We start from the raw sequence: 19553 nt of genomic DNA on the forward strand, positions 1-19553 counted from the left end.
ACTGTGGGGGGGGCTCCGCCGGGGGGCCTGGAAGTCCGACAGGTGGCGACCCCGTCCAGCTCGCCTCCGGCCAATTCCTCAACCGCGAGTTGGACTTGTTCATCGCGGACATCCTTCCCATTCAAGTGGAGCGTACCTATCGCTCACTGGACTTGACCCGCAGGCAATTTGGGGTGGGCATGGCCGGTAACTACGAGCAGTACCTCTGGCGAGCAACGGCGGCCTTCACTGAGTATGAGTTAGTCAATCCAGACGGAACGCGCATCCGCTATGAACGGGTGTCTCCCGGAACAACTTCGCAGAGCGCCATCTTCGAGACGACCTACCCAGGTCCGTGGTCCGGCTCGCGCATCGTTTATAATGCCGACATCCTTGGCTGGGACCTGTGGTTCCGGGATGGTCGCCGCTGGACGTTCAACCACGCTCATCGTCTGGAGCGGATCGAGGATCGCAACGGAAATGCCCTGACCATCACTCGCCAGAGTGGGTACTCAGGCCCAATTACTCGTGTCACCGGGCCGTCTGGCCGCTGGGTGGAGTTCACCATTGGCTCGGGCCTCTATAACGGTTTGGCCACCCAGGCTCGGGACAATGCCGGAAGAATCGTCACCTATACCTACGACACGCAGGGGCGGCTGACTCAGGTCACAGACGCAGTAGGGGCGGTTCGCAAATACACGTACAACGATTCCAACTACATTGAGACGGTGGTGGACGCGGAGGATCGACTCGTCGTCCACAATGAGTACGGGGCGAAGGGTCGCGTCTCCAGACAGACGCTGGCTGATGGCAGCACCTACGAGTTCACTTATCTAGTGGAGATGATCGCTGACTGCGTGCCTAACGGCGCCTGCAATGTCCGTGAGGGGGAGCAGATCAACCGCACTGACGTGAAGGACCGCTCGGGGCAAACGCGGCGCGTGTCGTTCTATTCGGGGTACATCATCTATGACACATATCCACTTGGCGCGCCCGAGGAGCGCACGACGAGCTTCGAGCTTGATCTGTCCAATGGGAGGCGGAAAGCCGTCATTGACTCACTGGGGAGGCGAACCGAATTCGAACATGACGCCTGGGGCAACATCACCCGGGTGACCAGTCTCGCGGGCACGCCGCAGGCGGTGTCAACGCAGTACGCATATAGCGCGACCAATCAGCTCTCGACCGTCCAGGACGCACTTGGCCATATCACCGAGTACCAGTACGACGCTCGGGGCAACCTGAGGCGCATCGAGGACCCAACGGGGCGGACCCTAGAGTACACACATGATTCCTTGGGGCGTCTGATCACGGTGCGTGTCGGTACGGACGCTCTCCTCACCTTCACCTATGAAGGCGCGGACATCATCGCGGTGACGAATGGCGGGGACCTGACCACGGAGTTTTCCCACGATGCCCTAGGGCGCGTTGTCACCCGGCGCAGCCCCGCAGGGCATGTCGACCGGTACGAGTACGATGGCAGCGATCGGCTGCTCAAGTACATCAATGCCAGCGGTCACGTCGTCGAGTTCGCCTACGACAGATCTGGGAGGGTTGTGTCCTCGACGGATGCCCGCGGCCAGGCGACCCTTTATGCCTACAACAACCTGGGCCTGCTCTCCGAGCGGATGGACCCGTTGGGGCGCATCGAGACGTTCACATATGACACCGCAGGTCGCCTGCAGGCATTCAAAGATCGTAAGGGGCAGGTGAGTGGGTGGAGCTATAACTCCGCTGGCGAGACGGTCCTGGTGGGTTTTGGCGCCACGGTGTCTGCGCCGACGGTGTATGCAAACAGCATCGCCGTCGAGTACGACCTGGGGGGGCGCCTTGTCCGAATGGAGGACAGTTTGGGAGCCATTATCACCCAGGCACATGATGGCCTGGACCGGCTCGTCCAGGAGGTGTCGCCGAATGGGACTGTGGACTATACTTATGACGCCGTGGGCCAACTGGCGACCATGAATGCCACTGGGCACTCTCAGGTAATTTATACCCACGACAACGCCGGCCGGTTGACCGCCATCGCGCAGGGGGGGCGTACAGTGGCTTTTGCCCATGATACGGTGGGTCGTCGGCAGTCCATTTCTCTGCCTAACGGGGTATCCCAGCATTACGCCTACGACACTGCTGGGCGACTCTCCGCAATTGAGTATCGGCAGGGGATGTCTGTGGTGGGAGACCTGCACTACACCTACGATGGAGACGGGAATCGCGTCTCAGTCGGTGGCACCCTTGCACGCACGGGATTGCCGCTGACGGCCTCTGGCGCTGTCTACGATGCGGCCAGCCAGTTGACAGTCTGGAATGGTCAGCCTCGAGCCTACGACGCCAATGGCAATCTTGTGTCGGATGGCGCGAGAACCTATAGCTGGGATGCGCGCAATCAGTTGGTTCAGATCGTCGAGGGTCCCGGAGCGTTGGCGACGTTCGAGTATGAGCCCACGGGAAGGCGTTCACGCACGATGTTGTTCGGCGTCGTGGAGGACTATCTCTATAGTGGGGACAATTTCATTCAGGTTAAGTCCCTGGCGGGAACGCGTGACTTGTTGACGGGATTTGGGCTGGACGAAGTTTATAGCCAGACGTCCTCCAGCGGTTCCTATGACTTCTTGTCGGAGGTCATGGGAACGACAGTGGCGCTCGTTGATGGTGCCGGCAGCCTGAGCTCGATGTACTCCTACGAGCCGTACGGAATGGCGCTGTCTACGGGGCTAACGACCGCAAATACTCAGACGTTTACGGGGCGGGAGGATGACGGAACGGGGCTATTCTACTTTCGGGCTCGCTACTATGAGCCGGCCACAGGACGTTTCCTTCAGGAGGAGCCGTTCGTGCAGAATCCTGCGATGCTTCAAGCTTATGCGCTTATGGGGCAGGGATTGCCGCCTTATGCATATGCCTCGAACAACCCCTTGAGCTATCGTGATCCCACAGGGGAAAATCCGGTCGCGGGTGCCATGGCGGGAGCCGTTGTGGGAGGTCCGGTAGGTGCACTCGTCGGTGCGGCGGTAGGGACGGCGGCAGTGGGAATCATTGCCTATTGCGCCACTCATCCAGGCTCGTGTCCTAGTTTTCCGTGGCCGGAACAGACGGCGGATGATCCCGTCATGAATCCGCCAGCGCCCCCGAATGCTTGCCCGATGGGGAAGGGGGAGCGAAACTTCTCAGGCAAGGAGAGCGGGTCAGATAACGCATTTAAGCACTACAGGCCGGTTCGAGGGCGGCCCGATAAGGTAGAGTTTAAGCATCCTCAAACGGGAAAGAAGACAATTAAACCCAAGCCTCCGGGATTCGACGATTGGTTCAACGGAAAGAAATAGTCCGCAGAGGCCGAAGGGGCATTGTCGCGCCGTTGGCGGTCGAGGCGATGGAGCGGGCCTGGGACCTGGAAGAGGTTCCGGAGGGGGCGCGTGATGCACTTTTCCACGCCTATCTGATGGCGGCCCGGGCAGGCAGAGTGGAGGCCATGACGAATGCCGGCCTCCATCTCCTGTACGGGGATGGTGTTCCCCAGGATGTGCGGCACGCATTCCGATGGATGCGGAAGGCCGCAGGCCTGGGGGACGGGGTTGCCGCTTTCAATCTGGCTTTGTCCTACGAGAAGGGACCATGCATCCGGCCGAATCGGAGGCTTGCCGAGTATTGGTACAGGCGTGCTGTATCCCTGGGATTCCCTCCGGCTCGAATGAACCTGGCGGCACTGCTCGTCCAGAGCTCCGATAAGGAGAAGCTGAAGGAGTCCGTTGCGCTTTACCGGGAAAGTGCACGGTTAGGGAATGTGAAGGCCTTGCTCTACGTCGCATTTGCCTACGAGCAGGGCCGAGGCGTCCGGAAGAATCTAGGACGAGCCATTCAAATCTACAAGAAGGCCGCTGACGCGGGAAATGCCGATGCCCAATGCGTCCTGGGTTGGATGTGTCTCAATGGTGTCGGGGGCTCTACAGACATACTGGGGGCTCTCAGGTGGTACCAACAGTCCGCAGAACAAGGTAACGCCAGTGCCCTCTTTAGCCTGGGACAGATGTACGGGGAAGGCAATGGCGTGCCCAAATCCAGGACACGCGCAGCTCGGTACCTCAGGTTGGCCGCAGCTCTGGGCCATTCTCGGTCCGCAGACTATTTGAAAGAATTGGGCTTCGAGGTGTAGCGGGCGCGCCGGGAGTGGATGCGTCAGCGGGCGACCTGATTGTAGTCAACTTGGTGCATCAATAATTCCGGGGTGGTGAATGCCAGGGCGTGCCGTCGAGGAGGAAATGCAAACGGCGGAGCCCGCCGCGCCCAGGTGTCCATGCCATCCACTCGCCAGTCAGGTGCCCGAAGAGGCGTTCCCGAAACGACTCAGCATTTCTTCCACGTACTGGACGCCCCGAGCCGTGATGGCTTTGCCCTTCTGGGTGTCCTGTGCGTAACCACCGTGCAGGCGGAGCGCCTTGGCCGCGTTCGGCGCGGCGTAGGTGACACCCAGCTCCCCCCAGAAGCGCGACGTCGTTCCAGAGGTCACCTCGAACTCCGCATCCAGCGAGCGTGCGAGATAGAGGGGGATGAGTGACCGCACGAGCTGGTCCTTCTGCTTGCCTGCAGCGATGAAATCCTGCTGCCGCGGATGGCTGCGCAACGCGGACAGCAACTGGTCCACGGCGGTGCCACCATTTCCAGTCGCGGGCGAACCGGCCTTCTTATCGGGGCGCGCTCGCTTCTTCGTCTTCGTGGCCGGGCGGGCCGTCCGCTTCTCCGACTTGGCTCCCGTGCTGCTCTGCACCTGCCGTGTTGCGGGCTTCTTCTTTTTCGCCCCCGTGCGAGGCGCCTTCGCCGTCACCTTTCGGGAAGGCTCAGGCGTAGCGGCCTGGGCCGCCGAAGGTGCGACAGCATCGGTGGTTACCGCACCACGCGGCGGAGTGCGCTCTGCCACGGTCGGCTCCGGCGGCGCGTCGTCGGACGGCTGGGAGACGACTGGCCTGGGACGCGGCGTGCGCTCGACCACGGTCTGCTGCGTGGCGCCACGGGGAGGAGGTGACGGGAAGTCCGAGGCCCGGGGCGCGGCTGTATCTCGGGACTCCTTGAGTCCGAGGCGCGCGCGCACCTCACCCACGATACCGCCCAACCCCACGTTCTGGAGCAGACCTTCCAACCGGGACGTGAAAGACACCTGGTGAGCCCTCCTGGAGACGCGCACATTACCCCATGAAGGCCACATCCCCGAGCGGATGGCTCGATTCCTGCCAGTCCTGCTGCCGTGGAGGAGGTGGGAGGCACCGGTTGTGGGGGCCTCAGGGGCCGAGCCCGAGCCGCTGTGCCGTGGACATGCCGCCCGGGTTCGCGCCCCCGCGCCGTGTCCTTCCCAGCGCATCCCCAGGTCTGAACAGACACCCGGGCTGACAGAGGCGGGGACGGCCCTCCGGGCGGGAGTCGCCATGACCCACTGTCTTCCATGTGCAAGGCCATGCAACTGTTCGCCAATCGTCAGACGGCGTTAGACTCTCCGGACTCCTTCCCTGCGCATGCAGCTGCTTTCCTCCGCCCTCGTCCTGCTGCTCCTCGCGCCTTGCGCGGCCCTGGCTCAGGGTGACTCCCGTATTGCCTTCCTGGGCAAGCAGCTCCAGAAGAGCAAGGACCCGCGCTCGCGCTCGCAGGCGGCGCTGGTGCTCGGAGCGACGGAGGACCCGGAGGCCGTGCCGCTGCTGTGCAACGGCTTGAAGGACGAGAGCGAGCTGGTGCGCGCGGCCGCGGCGAAGGGGCTGGCGAAGCTGCTGGAGCCCGGTGGGCTCGACTGCCTCCAGGCCCACAAGGCGGATGCGGACGCGTCGGTCCAGGCGGCGGTGCGCGAAGCCGTGGGGGCCCTGAAGGAGTACCAGTCCCGCCCGCCGCGCTTCTACGTGCATCTCGAGGCGGTCAAGGACCGCACGGGCAAGCTCCCCGCCGACCTGGTGAAGGCGACGGAGGCGCGGCTGCGCTCGCGACTGATGCGGAGCGGGGCCCAGCTCGCGCCCGCGAAGGAGACGAAGGCGGCGGCGAAGGGCACGCTGAAGAAGCTTCGGGTGCGGGGCTACCGCATCACCCCGGAGCTTCATGCGACGGACGGTGGCGGACTGCGGGTGGCGCTGGTGTGCCTCACCTACCCGGACCTGTCGCTGATGGGGCAGGTGGAAGTGAATGCCGCGGGCGCTCAGCCTGGCGATCTCCTCAAGGCGCTGGTACCTCGCGCGGTGGAGGAAGCGGCGGAGACCTTCGAGTGGAGCAGCGAGACATGACGACGACCACGGCGCCCCTGACGCCAGCCAAGCGGCGCTGGCGCAACTTCCTTCTCGAAACGGGCTTCCAGCTCAAGCTGACGGCGTACATCGTCTCGGTGACGCTCGTGCTGTCGGCGCTGCTGGGCGTGTTCCTCGTGAGAGGCGCGCAGGCGCTGATGCGCGAGACCGCGACGGCGGTGGAGGCCCGCTCCCGCGCGGCGGAGGTCAGCCGCGAGCTGTCCGGCGCCACGCTCTCCAACGAACTGCTGACTCGGATGGACGACCCCACGTTCGAGGCAAGCTTCCGCGAGAAGGCAGGGGCCATCGACGCGGCCTACGAGGCCGAGCGTGCCGCCATCGTTGCCCAACGCGCTGAGCTGGAGCGGCAGCAGAAGCTCACCTGGTGGGCGCTGGGGGGCTTTCTGGTGGCCTTCATCGCGGTGGTGGGATTGGGGACCATCGTGGTGACGCACAAGGTGGCGGGCCCGCTTTTCCGCATCCGCCGCATGGTGCAGGAGGTCCACGACGGCCGGCTGCGTCCACCCCAGCACGGGCTCCGGGATGGCGACGACCTCCAGGACCTCTTCGATGCCACGCGGAAGATGGTGCAGCGCCTCCGCGAGCAGAACGAGGAGGACGCGAGGACCTTGGCGAACGTCCTCCTGGCCGCGGAGCGCACGGGCGCTTCCCCCGAGCTCATCCACGAGCTGCGCGCCCTGGATGCGCGCTACCGCACCCGGCTCGAAGACTGAGCCCTTCCGGGGCTCACCCCCAGGACCGCGCGGGTCCTGACTCCACGGTGAGTCCCGTCTCTTTCAGCATCGCGTGGATGCGCAGGCGCGCTTGGGCCCACGGAAGCGCCTCGACGCGATAGCCCTCCAGCGCGTTCATCAGGTGGCCGCGGTAGCTGGGGTGTCCCGGGTCCGAGATGATGACCACGCCCCGGTCCGTCGTCGCCCGGATGAGCCGGCCCACGCCCTGGCGCAGTTGCAGCAGGGCGCGGGGAAGCCGGTAGTGGAGGAAGCCCATGTATTCGCCGCCGCTGCGAGAGAGGGGCTCCTCGCGTGCGGCCACCAGCGGACGCATGGCGGGCTCCAGGGGCAGCTTGTCGATGAACACGCAGCCGACGCCGCGACCGGGGATGTCCACGCCCTGCCAGAAGCTCTTGGTCCCCAGCAGCACGGTGCCCGTGTCCTTCTCCTGCCGTGCCGCCAGCGAGCGGCTGTGCCCGCGTGACTGCCGCAGCACCTCGATGCCCAGTGGGTCCAGCCGTCCGCGGACGCTCGTGCCCACGCGCTCCATGCGGCGCGTCGACGCGAACAGCCCCAGCACCCGGCCTCCCATCGTCTGGGCCAGGCCCGAAATCCGGAGCGAGGCCCACTCCACGAAGGCTTCCTCGTGCGCACGAGGCGCATCGGTGACGAGCACGACCAGCGCCTGCTCATGCAGCTTGAAGGGCGTGGCCGCGCGGACCAGTCGGGGCGCAGGTCGGCCTCCGCGCCCGTCGAGACCCAAGCGCCGGAGGACGAAGGGGAAGCCGTCGCCAGTGCCCAGCGTGGCGGATGCGAGCACCAGCGTGCGCTTGCTCTCCGCGAAGTCCTTCGACACGTAGGCGGAGACATCCACCGGCTGGGCGCTCAAGCTCCACCGCTGCCGCTTCGGTTCCGCGGTGGCCGCGTAGCACCGTCCTGGCGCGGCTTCTCCGGACAGCTCGCCCGCGAGCACCGCCAGTTCGCCAAGCTCGGTGGTGGCACCAGACAGCTCCCGCTCCAGCGCGGGTTGTCGGGCCGCCAGCTCAGGAAGGGCGGCCAGCACGCGCACGGACAGCAGGACATGCAGCGCCTGGAGCGCGCCGCGCACGCCTTCCAGTCCTTCGCGTACCGGTTCCCAGGTGGGCAGGGCGCGCACGGTCGCGGTGATGCGCAGCTCCGGAGAGTACGCACCTTCATCTGGGTCCTCGCCCACGGCTGTGGCGGTGGGCTCGCACAGCTCCGTCACGCGCGCACCGAGGTCGCGCGCGTCGTCAAGCAACCGGCGAAGGCCATCCTCCACCTCGCCCATCAGCGACCGTGTCTCCGTCCGGCGCGAAGCGCTCAGCGCCTTGCGCAGCTCGGCGAACAGGCCGCGCCGTCCGTCCCTGCCATGCAGCCGCTCGGTGAGGCGGAGGAAGGCAAGGTCCGACAGCTCCAGCGTCAGCGCGGTGGTGGCGACATCCTCCACCTCGTGCGCCTCGTCGAGAACCAGGTGGTCCAGCTTCGGGTAGCGCGCGGGCCACGCGAAGGCGAGCGACTGGTTGATGACCAGCACGTCCGCCTCACGGGCCTGCGCCACGGCCGAGTGATAGAAGCAGCGGTGGAAGTGTGGGCACTTCTCGCCCAGCGTCGTCGACGCCTCGGAGCGCACGGCGGGCACCAGCGCCATCAGCACCGGGAAGCGCTCGCGGAACCAGTGGCTCAGGCGGTCCAGGTCTCCTTCGCCACTGCGACGCAGGTACGCACGCAGATACGCCCGGGGGGCGCGCGCGGAGTGCCCCATGCCAGGCTCCACCCGAGTGGCTTCCAGCGCGCGGCGGCGGCACAGGTAGTTCGTCTGGCCCTTCAGCAGGGCGTAGCCGAAGGCGCCCTTCGTGGCGCGGTGAAGCCGAGGCAGGTCCTTCTCCAGGAGCTGGTCCTGGAGCGTCTTGGTGTGCGGCGCCACGCCGACCTTGCGTCCGTTTCGCGCCGCGAAGAGGGCGGCGGGAGCCAGGTACGCCAGCGACTTGCCCGTGCCCGTGCCGGCTTCCACCGCGAGTTGCCCGCCGTCCGACAGCGCCCGCGCCACCGCCTGCGCCACGTCGAGCTGCGCGGCCCGGCTCATGAATCCTTCACCGGCCTGCTCCAGCGCGCCGCCACCGCCCAGCAGCGCTGAGACCTCGTCCGGACGGACTGGAAGCACGGGGGCATCCGCCTCTGGCTCGGGCAGCGCCGTGGCGCCTCCCGCGCGCCGCCGCTCTGGCTTCCCACGAAGGAAGCCCTGGGCCTCCAGCGACAGCGGCGCAGCTTCTTCACGGCACGCGGCGGCCAGACGCGACAGCAGGTCCACCAGCGGCCATTCCTCATAGTCGAACGCGCCGCTCGCGCCGTCCTTCAGGCCCACGCCCTCCATCGCCAGGCGCAGCTCCGCGCCCTTGCGCGGGTCCAACGCGGCGAGCAGGTCCACCACGTCATCGCCACGGCCCTCGCGGACGCAGCGCTCCATGGCGTGCACCAGCACCGAGTACACCGCCTCGCAGTCCGATACCGCGCGGTGCGGCTGCCTCAACGCGAGCCCGCCCCAGCGCAGCAGCGACTCCAGCGAGTGGCTGGGCAGCTCTGGGTGCAGGTAGTGCATCAGCTCGCACGAGTCGAGCACCGGGGCGCGGATGGGCCCCAGCAGGTCCGGCAGGAAGCCTTTTTCAAAGGGCGCGTTGTGCGCCACCACCGTCCAGCCGGAGAGCTTCTCGCGAAGCTCGGCGATGTCGGTGCCGAAGCGCGGATGCCCTTCGAGGTCCGCGTCCGTCAGGCCCGTCAGCCGCCGGATGGTGAGGGGGAGGGGCCGCGACGCCGAGTACAGGCGCGCGAAGCGTTCCACCTCGCGCCCGTTCTCGAAGAAGATGCAGCCCAGCTCGATGACCTCGTCCACGCGCGGATCCAACCCCGTGGTTTCGAGGTCGAGGAACACATGTCGGGTGAAGAGCTCCGCCGCGCCGCCCATTCAGGCCGCGGAGACTACTCCTCTCGGCGGCGCTGCCTAGAAATCGACCAGCGTCCGTCAGTCGACCATGAAAACGCCGGAAATCATCTTGTTCATGGCGCAGCCGTACACCAGCTTGCCGGACTCCTTCGGCGTGAAGGCAATCTCCACCGGCTGGTCGAGCGGCAACGGCGTGTTGATGTCGTAGCCGTCCATGACGACCTCGGTGGCGCAGGTGTGGTCCGTCTTGCGCGTCACCACCAGCTTCACCGGCTCGCCCTTCTTGAGGCTCACCGGGCTGGGCTCGTAGCCCTTCTCGGTGACGGAGAGCTCGACGATGCGCACGCCGTTCTCCCGCTTCTCGGGGACCGCGGGCGCCTTCGCCGCGTCGGCGTCCTTCGTGCACCCTTGCTGGGTGATGCCCACCATGGCGGCCGTCGCGGCCAGGGCGAGCCAGGGCTTGATGATGCGGGAGATGAACTGACGCATGGATGTCTCGGCGGTGTGGGGCGTACGCCCCGCGGGGATGGCCCTCAGGCCTCGTCCGCGGGGGCACTCTCGTCGGAGGTGGAGGTGACGGGCTCGAAGCGCAGCAGGGCGTGGAGCGGGACGAAGACTTCGTGGCCCTCCTCGCCCAGCAGCAGGTCGAACCGGCCCACGCGCATCAGCGGAAGCTGGAGGGTGATGCCGTTGCGCAGCACCATCCGCACCGTCTGCCCGATGTGGTCCAGGAAGGCGCGCGGGTCCGAGTGGGGGCGCTTGTCCGGCTGACGCGCCACCGCGGACGGCTTCTGCGTCAGCTTGGCATCGCGCTCCAGACCGGGCAGCAGCCGCTCCCAGTCCGTGCGCCGGGCCAGCAGCACCACCTGGAGCTTCTCCAGGCGGCCCGTGCGCTCCAGCGTGAAGGCGATGGGCTCCTCCGCCTGCAGCGTGTCCAGCAGGGAGCGCTCCGCCAGCACCACGGAGACTTCTGCCTTGTCGCTGATGAGCCCGGCCAGGAAGTCCGCCACCACGGCGTTTTCGACCTCGCCGCGCGCCTGCTTGATGGCCGCCTTGCGCTGGGTGCGCTCCTTGCGGGCCATGAACTCGGCCACCGTCATGCCGCTCTGGAGCACGCCGAAGGCGTCACCCAGGGACAGGCTGGGCGTCTGGCCCATCAGCTCGTACACCTGGTCGAAGCGCTTCGCCTCCTCGGCGTGCAGCTTGCGCCAGATGCGGCACTTCATCTTCCCTTCCAGCTCGCCCTTCGCGATGCGGGCGGGGACGCGCTCGCGCACCGCCAGCGCCTGAATCTGCTCGGGCGTGGGGGGCGGCCGGGGCGTGGATGGCCGGAAGCCGCCGGGGCGTCCGCCGAATCCGCCACCGGGGGCTCTGCCCGGAGGCGCACCCGTGCCAGGGCCGGTGGGGCGAGGAGCCAGCGGGCGGGCGCCAGGCGTCACGCTCGTCGTCGGGCGGGGCGTGGGGACCGCTGTCGCTGGCGCTGCCACCGGGGTGGGGCGGGGCACCGGGGCGGTCCCCGTGGGCGCGGGACGAGGCGTCGGCAGGGGCGCCGAGCCAGCAGCAGGCCGGGGCGTGGGCGCCACGCCCGTGGGGCGCGGGGTAGGCGTGGGGCGCGGCGTGGGCGCCGGAGTCGGGGTCGGAGCGGCAGTGCCGGGCGTCGTTGCCGGGCGCCGGATGACTTCGACCGCGGGAATCACCCGCCGTGTCTTCCTGTCGTTCACAGTCGTACGTTACCTGATGCGAGTTTTCCGGGCATGCCCGGCTTTACGGCTGGAGGGATGCTGAAAGGTCGACCTTCCACCCGGACGGCTCACGGACCATCCGGACCTCGTGGGAGCTTTCTCCCGCGCGCACGAGCACTGTCGCGACGTCTCCCTCCTCCCGGACCAGTGAGACCTCCGTAACATCCGGAGGCGGAGGGACATTCGCGAAGAAGAGGGCCATGGGCTCCGGTTTTTCTTCACCCCCGGAGGCCTCTCCCACCACCTGCGCACGCTTCGCCAGCGCGTCCTGGGTGGGCTTGGACAGCGCGCCCCACGCCTGCTGCAGCTCCCCTCGCTTCACCAGCCGGTGGAAGGACGTGTAGGCGTCCTGCGGGGTGCCGAAGCGCGGCCGGTTGCAGCCACCCAGGCTCAGCAGCAGGACCAGCGCTACCAGCCAGGGCATCGTCGCGGAGAGACGCATGGGGACAGGGGTTTAGGTCAAAGCGCCGCCGGGGGAAAGCCCGAGGTTCGGACATGTCACGCGGCGTGCTGATGGACGCGATTGCGGCCCGCTCCCTTGGCCGCATAGAGGCTGGCGTCGGCAGCCCGCAGCAGCGCCTCCGCGCTCGGGAGGTCGCTCGACGGCACCGTGGCCACGCCCAATGACGCGGTCAGCCGCACGCACTGCGGCTTGCCACTCCCGCCCACATGCTCCAGTTCCAGGGCGGCGATGGCGTCGCGCACCCGCTCGCAGACCCGGAGCGCGTCCGCGGGGCCTGTCTCCGGGAGCAGGGCGATGAACTCCTCGCCGCCGTAGCGCGCCAGCAGGTCCACTTCCCGCAGCCGCGCCCTCGCTGTCTGGGCCACGGCCTTCAGCACGTGGTCTCCGAAGGGGTGCCCGAAGCTGTCGTTGATGCGCTTGAAGTGGTCGATGTCCAGCATCACCAGGGACAGGGGCGCGCCATAACGCCGCGAGCGGGCGAACTCGTCGTTCAGCCGCTCTTCCAGGGCGCGCCGGTTCGACAGGCCGGTGAGTGCATCCGTGCGGGTGAGCGCCAGCAGCTCTTCGCGCCGCGCTGCCAGCTCCTTGTTGGCGCGGTCCAGCTCCCGGTTCTTCTCCACCAGCGCGTCCTGCAACGCCTTCAGCCGCAGCATGGACTTCACGCGGGCCGACAGCTCGAGCATGTCGAAGGGCTTCACCAGGTAGTCATCCGCCCCCAGCTCCAGTCCCTCCACCTTTCCCGCGGCCTGCCGGGCCGTCATGAGAATCACGGGGATGAAGCCGAAACCGTCCTCGCCCGCGTTCGCCTTGATGATGCGGCACACCTCCACGCCACCCAGTCCCGGCATCTCCACGTCCATGAGGATGAGGTCGGGGCGGGACTCCCGGATGGCGGACAGCGCCTGGGCGCCGTCATGGGCCTCGGTGAAGACGTAACCGTGAGGGGCCAGTCCGTCGCGAACGTGCCGGAGATGCACCGGGTCATCGTCCACGAGGAGCACCGTGCGGCCACTGAGTTCCCCTGCGAGGGGGGCACGGCGGGCGACCTCCAGCGTCCTCTTCCGTTCGCCATCCGCCATGAATGTCTCGCCCCCGGTGCAGTCGTCCCGCGCGCGGTGCGGGGTTGCCCGCCATTCTCACTGCCCGTACCTGGGATGCAAGAGGCTCGGCGCGCCCCCGTGGCGCGACGTCAGGCAGGCTTCAGTAGCCGCGCCCGGTACACGGGCTCCCCGCTGGCCAGGTAGCGCCGCTCTCGCGTGGAGGGCACTTCCTCCGGGTCATAGGGATGGAAAACACCTGAACCCAGGGGGTTCTTGAATCCAGCGGATTCCAAGATGGCGAGCATCGTCACGCCGCGGTCCTGGACGTCGGTGCGCATGTCGAAGAGTCCACCCGGTGCGAGCTTGCCGTACAGCAGTTCGGCGAACGCGGGCTGAATCACGGCGCGCTTGGCGTGGGAGCGCTTCCACCAGGGGTCGGGGAACTGGAGGTGGATGGCGGCGAGCGAATCGGGCGCGAAGATGCGGGGCACGATGAAGCGGGCGTCGGATTCGATGACGCGCAGGTTGCGCAGGCCCGCCTTGTCCGCGCGGTCCTGGGTGTCGCGCGCGTACTTCTTGCGCCACTCGAAGGCGACGAAGCGCACCTCGGGGTGGCGGCGGCAGTATTCCAGGGCGTGGCCGCCCGCGCCGGAGCCGATTTCCAGTTCGAGCGGCCCGCTGAAGCCGAATTCGGCGTCCCAGTCCGGCGGGGTCTCCTGGGTGACGAACTTGAGGCCGACGGGCTCGGGGAGCAGGCGAGGACGGGACATGGGCGGGCGCCACCAACCACGGCGACGACGGGTTTGGCCAGGGAAAAACGCGAGGCCTGGAGTATACGGGAGCCCATGAAGGTCTTCCCTGCGGTGGCGGACGCGGGCCGGGCGCTGGCCGGACAGGCACTCGCGCTGGGCAACTTCGACGGTGTGCACGTGGGCCATCAGGCCCTCTTCGCGGAGGCGCGCCGCCACGGGCGGGCCGCCGCCTTCACCTTCCATCCCCATCCAGGCAAGGTGCTCCAGCCAGAGCTGGCGCCGAAGCTCATCACCCTGCTGCCGCGCAAGCTGGAGCTGTTCGAGGAGTTCGGGCTGGACGCCGCGGTGGTGCAACCCTTCTCGCGCGAATACGCGCGCACGCCGCCCGCGGACTTCGAGGCAGCGCTCTTCGACGCGCTCGGCGTCGCGCACGTCGTGGTGGGCAGTGACTTCACCTACGGCTCGGCCCGGCGCGGCACTGCGGAGACGCTGCGCGAGGCCGCGGCCCGGCGTGGCGCCACGGTGCACGTGGTTCCGCCCGTCACGGTGGATGGTGTGGTGGCGTCGTCATCGCGCGTTCGCGAGTACATCCTGGAGGGGCGCGTGTCCGCGGCGCGGCGGCTGCTGGGCCGTCCCTTCGACCTGGACGGCACGGTGGTGACGGGCGCGGGGCGGGGGCGGGGCATCGGCTTTCCCACCGCGAACGTGGACACGCAGAACGAGCTGCGCCCCGCACCGGGGGTCTATGCCATCCGCGTCCACCTGCCGGGCGAGTCAAAGGGCACCTGGCATGGCGGTGCGGCGAACATCGGTGTGAAGCCTACCTTTGGCGGCACGGAGGTGACGATCGAAGCGCACCTGCTCGACTTCACCGGTGATCTGTACGGGAAGGAGCTGCGCGTGCAGTTCCTCGACCGTCTGCGCCCCGAGCAGCGTTTCGGTTCGGTGGTGGAGCTGACGGGGCAGATCAAGCGTGACGTGGAGGCCGCGCGCGCCGTGATTGCGCGCGAGGAGAGCTGAGCAATTTTCCCGTGTCCGTTCAACGGTTTGTGACAGCAGGGGAGCAGGCGAGGGCGCCTTGACGCGCGCGCGCGGCTCCCCTCTAATTCGCAATCAGGAACCGTGCCATGGGGTGTGGATCACCCGGGCACCGCTCCAGCGTCTTTGAGCTCGGAGGCGGGCCCCCGCCCGCTTCTTTCTTCTTCAAGGAAGAGGCATCAACGAATGTCCGGTCGACTCGGTGAACTGCTGGTTCGCGAGAACCTCATCTCCGTGCAGCAGCTGCGCAAGGCCCAGGAAGAGCAGCAGAAGAACGGCACGCGCATCGGCACCGCGCTCGTCAAGACGGGCGCCATCGAGGAGTCGAAGCTGACCGACTTCCTCTCCAAGCAATACGGCGTGCCGGCCATCAACCTGAAGGACTTCGACGTCGAGCCGGACATCATCAAGCTGGTGCCGAAGGAAGTGGCGGAGAAGCACCTGGTGGTGCCCGTCAACCGCGCGGGCCCGTCGCTCATCGTGGCCATGTGCGATCCGTCCAACATCTTCGCGGTGGACGACCTGAAGTTCCTCACCGGCTACAACATCGAGACGGTGGTCGCCTCCGAGGTCTCCATCCGCGAGGCCATCGAGCGCTACTACGCGGAGAAGGGCCCGTCGCTGGAGGACATCGTCGGCGACGTCGGTGACGACATCGAGGTCACCAAGGAAGAGACGGAGAACATCGATGAGATGGCCAAGGCCGCGGACGACGCGCCCGTGGTCAAGCTGGTGAACCTCATCCTCATGGACGCCATCAAGAAGCGCGCGTCCGATATCCACGTCGAGCCCTACGAGAAGGACTTCCGCGTCCGCTTCCGCATCGACGGTGTGATGTACGAGGTGATGCGCCCGCCGATGAAGCTGCGCAACGCGATCACCTCGCGTTTGAAGATCATGGCCTCGCTGGACATCTCCGAGCGGCGCCTGCCGCAGGACGGCCGCATCAAGATCAAGATGGGCGGCGGCAAGGAGATGGACTTCCGCGTGAGCGTGTGTCCCACGCTCTTCGGCGAGAAGGTCGTGATGCGTCTGCTCGACAAGAGCAACCTCCAGCTCGACATGACGAAGCTGGGCTTCGACGCGCAGCCGCTGGCCTGGTTCAAGGAGGCCATCGACCGGCCCTACGGCATGGTGCTGGTGACGGGCCCCACGGGCTCGGGCAAGACGACGACGCTGTACTCGGCGCTCTCCAGCCTCAACGGCCTGGACACCAACATCTGCACCGCGGAGGACCCGGTCGAGTTCAACTTCGCCGGCATCAATCAGGTGCAGATGCATGACGACATCGGCCTGAACTTCGCCGCGGCGCTGCGCTCCTTCCTCCGCCAGGACCCGGACATCATCATGATTGGTGAGATCCGCGACTTCGAGACGGCGGAAATCGGCGTGAAGGCGGCGCTCACGGGCCACCTGGTGCTCTCCACGCTGCACACCAACGACGCCCCGGGCACGGTGAGCCGTCTGCTCAACATGGGCATCGAGCCGTTCCTCGTGACGGCCTCGCTCAACCTCATCCTCGCCCAGCGTCTGGCGCGTCGTCTGTGCCCGGCCTGCAAGAAGCCGGCGGAGAACGTGGACGAGCAGGCGCTCATCGACGCCGGTGTTCCGCCGGACAAGATTGGCACCTTCACGATGTACGAGAAGGTCGGCTGCCGCGACTGCAACGACCGTGGCTACCGCGGCCGCGTGGCCATCTACGAGGTCATGCCGTTCTGGGACGGCCTCAAGGAGCTGGTCATCAACGGCGCCTCCGCCGCGGAGCTGAAGCAGGAGGCCATCCGCCTGGGCATGAGCAGCCTGCGCATGAGCGGTCTTCGCAAGATGATGGACGGCGCCACCACGTTGGAAGAGGTGGTGGGAAACACCGCCCCGGACCGCTTCTAGTCAACCTTCCTCCCACCGCACTCCCCCCGAAGGACATCCCCCCGTGGCCAACCTGCACCAGCTCCTCAAGGCGATGGTCGAGAAGGGCGCTTCCGACCTCCACGTCACCACCGGCTCTCCGCCGCAGCTTCGCGTCGACGGCGAGCTCGTTCCCTTGAAGACGGCGCCGCTGACCCCGGTGGAGACGAAGCAGCTCTGCTACTCCATCCTCACGGACGCCCAGAAGCACAAGTTCGAAGAGGACAACGAGCTGGACCTGTCCTTCGGCGTGAAGGGCCTGTCGCGCTTCCGCGCCAACATCTTCATGCAGCGTGGCGCGGTCGCCGCGGCGTTCCGGACCATTCCCTTCAAGATTTTGACGTTCCAGGAGCTGGGCCTGCCGCCGGTGGTGGCGGAGCTGGTGAAGAAGCCCCGCGGGCTCATCCTGGTGACGGGCCCCACGGGTTCGGGCAAGTCCACCACGCTGGCCTCGATGATCGACAAGATCAACACCGAGCGTCATGAGCACATCATGACCATCGAGGACCCCATCGAGTACCTGCACCCGCACAAGAACTGCCTCGTGAATCAGCGCGAGGTGGGGGCGGACACGCGGAACTTCAAGACGGCCCTCAAGTACATCCTCCGCCAGGACCCGGACGTGGTGCTGGTCGGTGAGCTCCGCGACCTGGAGACGATTGAAGCCGCGCTCACCATCGCGGAGACGGGCCACATCTGCTACGCGACGCTACACACCAATAGCGCGGTGCAGACCATCAACCGCGTGCTGGACGTGTTCCCGCCGTACCAGCAGCCGCAGGTCCGCGCGCAGATGTCCTTCGTGCTGGAAGGCGTGATGAGCCAGGCGCTGGTGGCGAAGGCGGGCGGCCCTGGCCGCATCCTGGCGCTGGAGGTGATGGTGCCCAACCCCGCAATCCGGAACCTCATTCGCGAGGACAAGGTCCACCAGATCTACTCGTCCATGCAGGTCGGCCAGGCGAAGTTCGGCATGCAGACCTTCAACCAGGCCCTGGCGGCGCTGCTGCTGCGGCGGCTCATCACCCAGGACGAGGCCTTCGGACGTTCTAGCGACGCGGAGGAGTTGCGCAACATCCTGGCCACGGGTGGCGGCGGGGCCCTGCCCGGAATGCAGCGGCCAGGCGGGGGAGCGGGTGGTCGTTAGTTCCGGGATTCGGAGATCAGCGGTTAGAGTGGCGCGGCACCCGCGGAGGTCCAGCTCATGGCAGCCCCAGCAGTGAAGTCGGCATCAACTCCCAAGAAGGCCACCGCCCAGTTCCTCTGGGAGGCGAAGACCAAGAGCGGGGAGTCGAAAAAGGGTGAGATGGAGGCGATGGACGTCGAGGCCGTCAACGCGCGCCTCAAGTCCCTCGGGCTGAACCCCGTCAAGGTGCGCAGGAAGAGCATTCTGGACGGGGACATCACGATCCCCGGCTTCGGTGGCGTCGAGGGCAAGGACATCCTCGTCTTCACCCGTCAGTTCGCCACGATGATCGACGCCGGCCTCCCGCTGGTGCAGTGCCTCGACATCCTCGCGAGCCAGATGGACAACCCTTCCTTCAAGAAGGTGCTGTTCGCCATCAAGGGCAAGGTGGAGCAGGGCAGCACCTTCGCGGACGCGCTGAAGGAGCACCCCAAGGTCTTCGACGAGCTCTACGTCCAGCTCTGCGCCGCGGGTGAGGTGGGCGGTATCCTCGACGCCATCCTCAACCGGCTCGCAGCGTACCGGGAGAAAAACGAGAAGCTCAAGTCGAAGGTCAAGAGCGCGATGACCTACCCGATCATCGTCATCCTGGTGGCCATCGGCGTGACGGCGGTGCTGCTGCTGAAGGTGACGCCGGTCTTCGAGAAGATGTTCGCGGACTTCGGCTCGGAGCTGCCGGGGCCGACGCAGATGATCGTGAACTTCTCGCACCTCGCGCAGGAGTACTTCTTCCATGCGGCTGGCTCGATTGCCGCGGTGGTGATGTCCTTCACGTGGAGCTACCGCCAGCCGCGTGGCCGGAAGTTCTGGGACAAGGTGTTCCTCTTCATGCCCGTCTTCGGCCCCGTGCTCCGCAAGGTGGCCGTGGCCCGGTTCACCCGCACGCTGGGGACCATGATTTCCTCGGGCGTGCCCATCCTGGACGCGCTGGACGTTACCGCGAAGACGGCCGGTAACCGCACGGTGGAAGACGCCATCATCTACGTCCGCGGGAAGATCGCCGAGGGCAAGAACATCGCGGGGCCTCTGGCCGAGACGAAGGTGTTCCCGTCGATGGTGGTCCAGATGATCGGCGTCGGTGAGGCGACGGGCGCCATGGACACCATGCTCAACAAGATCGCCGACTTCTACGACGACGAGGTGGACGCGGCCATCAACAGCCTCACGGCGATGATTGAGCCGGTCCTCATGGTGTTCCTCGGCGGCGTGGTCGGTGGCTTCCTCATCGGCATGTATCTGCCGATCTTCTCGCTTGCCGGCGCCATCCAGTAGGTCAGCAGCGGTGGGCGTGCGCCCGTCGGAGAGGGGCGCCTTTCGTTCGCGGCTCGTGTGGTTGGTGTTGTTCCGCACGGTCGCCGCGAGCCTCTCGCTCGTCATCACCCTGGCGCGGCTTCTCCTTCATCCTTCCCAGGAGCTGAATCACGCGGACACCCTGTCGCTCGCGGTCATCATCATCGCGTACGTGTCGACAGTGGTGGTGGGGCTGCGGCTGCGCAAGGGGCAGGGG

At 66.8% G+C, this 19553-nt stretch carries 15 protein-coding genes and 1 pseudogene; 9 read left to right on the forward strand and 7 right to left on the reverse strand.

Annotation, left to right across the window (positions count from 1 at the left end; all coding sequences use genetic code 11):
* Positions 1-3302, forward strand: a 3302-nt coding sequence (locus FL344_RS34525) for an RHS repeat domain-containing protein (RefSeq protein ID WP_255508263.1), incomplete at its 5' end; no start/stop codon positions are given.
* A gap of 146 nt (positions 3303-3448) precedes the next feature.
* Positions 3449-4129, forward strand: a complete 681-nt coding sequence (locus FL344_RS34530) for a tetratricopeptide repeat protein (protein ID WP_228565581.1) — start codon at positions 3449-3451, stop codon at positions 4127-4129.
* 159 nt (positions 4130-4288) lie between these two features.
* Here the strand turns inward: FL344_RS34530 and FL344_RS34535 are convergent, their stop codons facing one another.
* Positions 4289-5128, reverse strand: a complete 840-nt coding sequence (locus FL344_RS34535) for a hypothetical protein (RefSeq protein ID WP_141621523.1) — start codon at positions 5126-5128, stop codon at positions 4289-4291.
* 352 nt (positions 5129-5480) lie between these two features.
* On the opposite strand from FL344_RS34535, the gene FL344_RS34540 reads away from it, so the two are divergent.
* Together FL344_RS34540 and FL344_RS34545 are read left to right on the forward strand one after the other, a co-directional pair.
* Positions 5481-6230 (forward strand): HEAT repeat domain-containing protein, encoded by a 750-nt coding sequence (locus tag FL344_RS34540; RefSeq protein ID WP_141621524.1) that lies wholly within the window; start codon positions 5481-5483, stop codon positions 6228-6230.
* The gene (locus FL344_RS34545; protein ID WP_140856711.1) at positions 6227-6964 is read left to right on the forward strand and encodes a signal protein; all 738 of its coding nucleotides are present in this window, start codon (positions 6227-6229) and stop codon (positions 6962-6964) included. The genes FL344_RS34540 and FL344_RS34545 overlap by 4 nt, the downstream gene beginning before the upstream one ends.
* 13 nt (positions 6965-6977) lie before the next feature.
* On the opposite strand, the gene FL344_RS34550 is transcribed toward FL344_RS34545, so the two are convergent.
* The 6 genes from FL344_RS34550 to FL344_RS34575 all read right to left on the reverse strand — a co-directional run bounded on the left by FL344_RS34550 (position 6978) and on the right by FL344_RS34575 (position 13938).
* A complete protein-coding gene (locus FL344_RS34550) occupies positions 6978-9944 on the reverse strand; it encodes a helicase C-terminal domain-containing protein (RefSeq protein ID WP_141621525.1) in 2967 nt (988 codons plus the stop codon).
* Positions 9945-10001: 57 nt separating this feature from the next.
* Positions 10002-10412, reverse strand: coding sequence for a cupredoxin domain-containing protein (locus FL344_RS34555; protein WP_011555745.1), 411 nt, complete (start codon positions 10410-10412; stop codon positions 10002-10004).
* A 44-nt stretch (positions 10413-10456) separates the two neighbouring features.
* Positions 10457-11362 carry a hypothetical protein gene (locus tag FL344_RS34560; RefSeq protein WP_228565579.1) on the reverse strand — a complete coding sequence of 302 codons (906 nt, stop codon included), beginning with the start codon at positions 11360-11362 and terminating at the stop codon, positions 10457-10459.
* A 325-nt stretch (positions 11363-11687) separates the two neighbouring features.
* Positions 11688-12107, reverse strand: a complete 420-nt coding sequence (locus tag FL344_RS34565) for a hypothetical protein (RefSeq protein WP_090490344.1) — start codon at positions 12105-12107, stop codon at positions 11688-11690.
* Between the two features lie 56 nt (positions 12108-12163).
* Positions 12164-13207, reverse strand: coding sequence for a diguanylate cyclase (locus FL344_RS34570; RefSeq protein WP_141621527.1), 1044 nt, complete (start codon positions 13205-13207; stop codon positions 12164-12166).
* Positions 13208-13317: 110 nt separating this feature from the next.
* On the reverse strand, positions 13318-13938 hold the full coding sequence (locus tag FL344_RS34575; protein WP_140866025.1) for a tRNA (guanosine(46)-N(7))-methyltransferase TrmB: 621 nt from the start codon (positions 13936-13938) through the stop codon (positions 13318-13320).
* Between the two features lie 75 nt (positions 13939-14013).
* On the opposite strand from FL344_RS34575, the gene FL344_RS34580 reads away from it, so the two are divergent.
* From FL344_RS34580 to FL344_RS34600, 5 genes and pseudogenes are all read left to right on the forward strand, one after another.
* Positions 14014-14940, forward strand: a complete 927-nt coding sequence (locus FL344_RS34580; protein ID WP_141621528.1) for a bifunctional riboflavin kinase/FAD synthetase — start codon at positions 14014-14016, stop codon at positions 14938-14940.
* Between the two features lie 204 nt (positions 14941-15144).
* Entirely contained in the window at positions 15145-16845 is a 1701-nt protein-coding gene (pilB, locus tag FL344_RS34585; RefSeq protein WP_011555739.1) for a type IV-A pilus assembly ATPase PilB, read from the forward strand.
* A 43-nt stretch (positions 16846-16888) separates the two neighbouring features.
* A complete protein-coding gene (locus FL344_RS34590) occupies positions 16889-18007 on the forward strand; it encodes a type IV pilus twitching motility protein PilT (RefSeq protein ID WP_011555738.1) in 1119 nt (372 codons plus the stop codon).
* 57 nt (positions 18008-18064) lie between these two features.
* Positions 18065-19318, forward strand: a complete 1254-nt coding sequence (locus tag FL344_RS34595) for a type II secretion system F family protein (protein WP_141621529.1) — start codon at positions 18065-18067, stop codon at positions 19316-19318.
* 61 nt (positions 19319-19379) lie between these two features.
* Positions 19380-19553, forward strand: a pseudogene (locus FL344_RS34600) (PAS domain-containing sensor histidine kinase); the annotation flags it as partial.

It is taken from the genome of Myxococcus sp. AB036A, assembly GCF_006547355.1.
GTDB classification, from domain to species: domain Bacteria; phylum Myxococcota; class Myxococcia; order Myxococcales; family Myxococcaceae; genus Myxococcus; species Myxococcus virescens.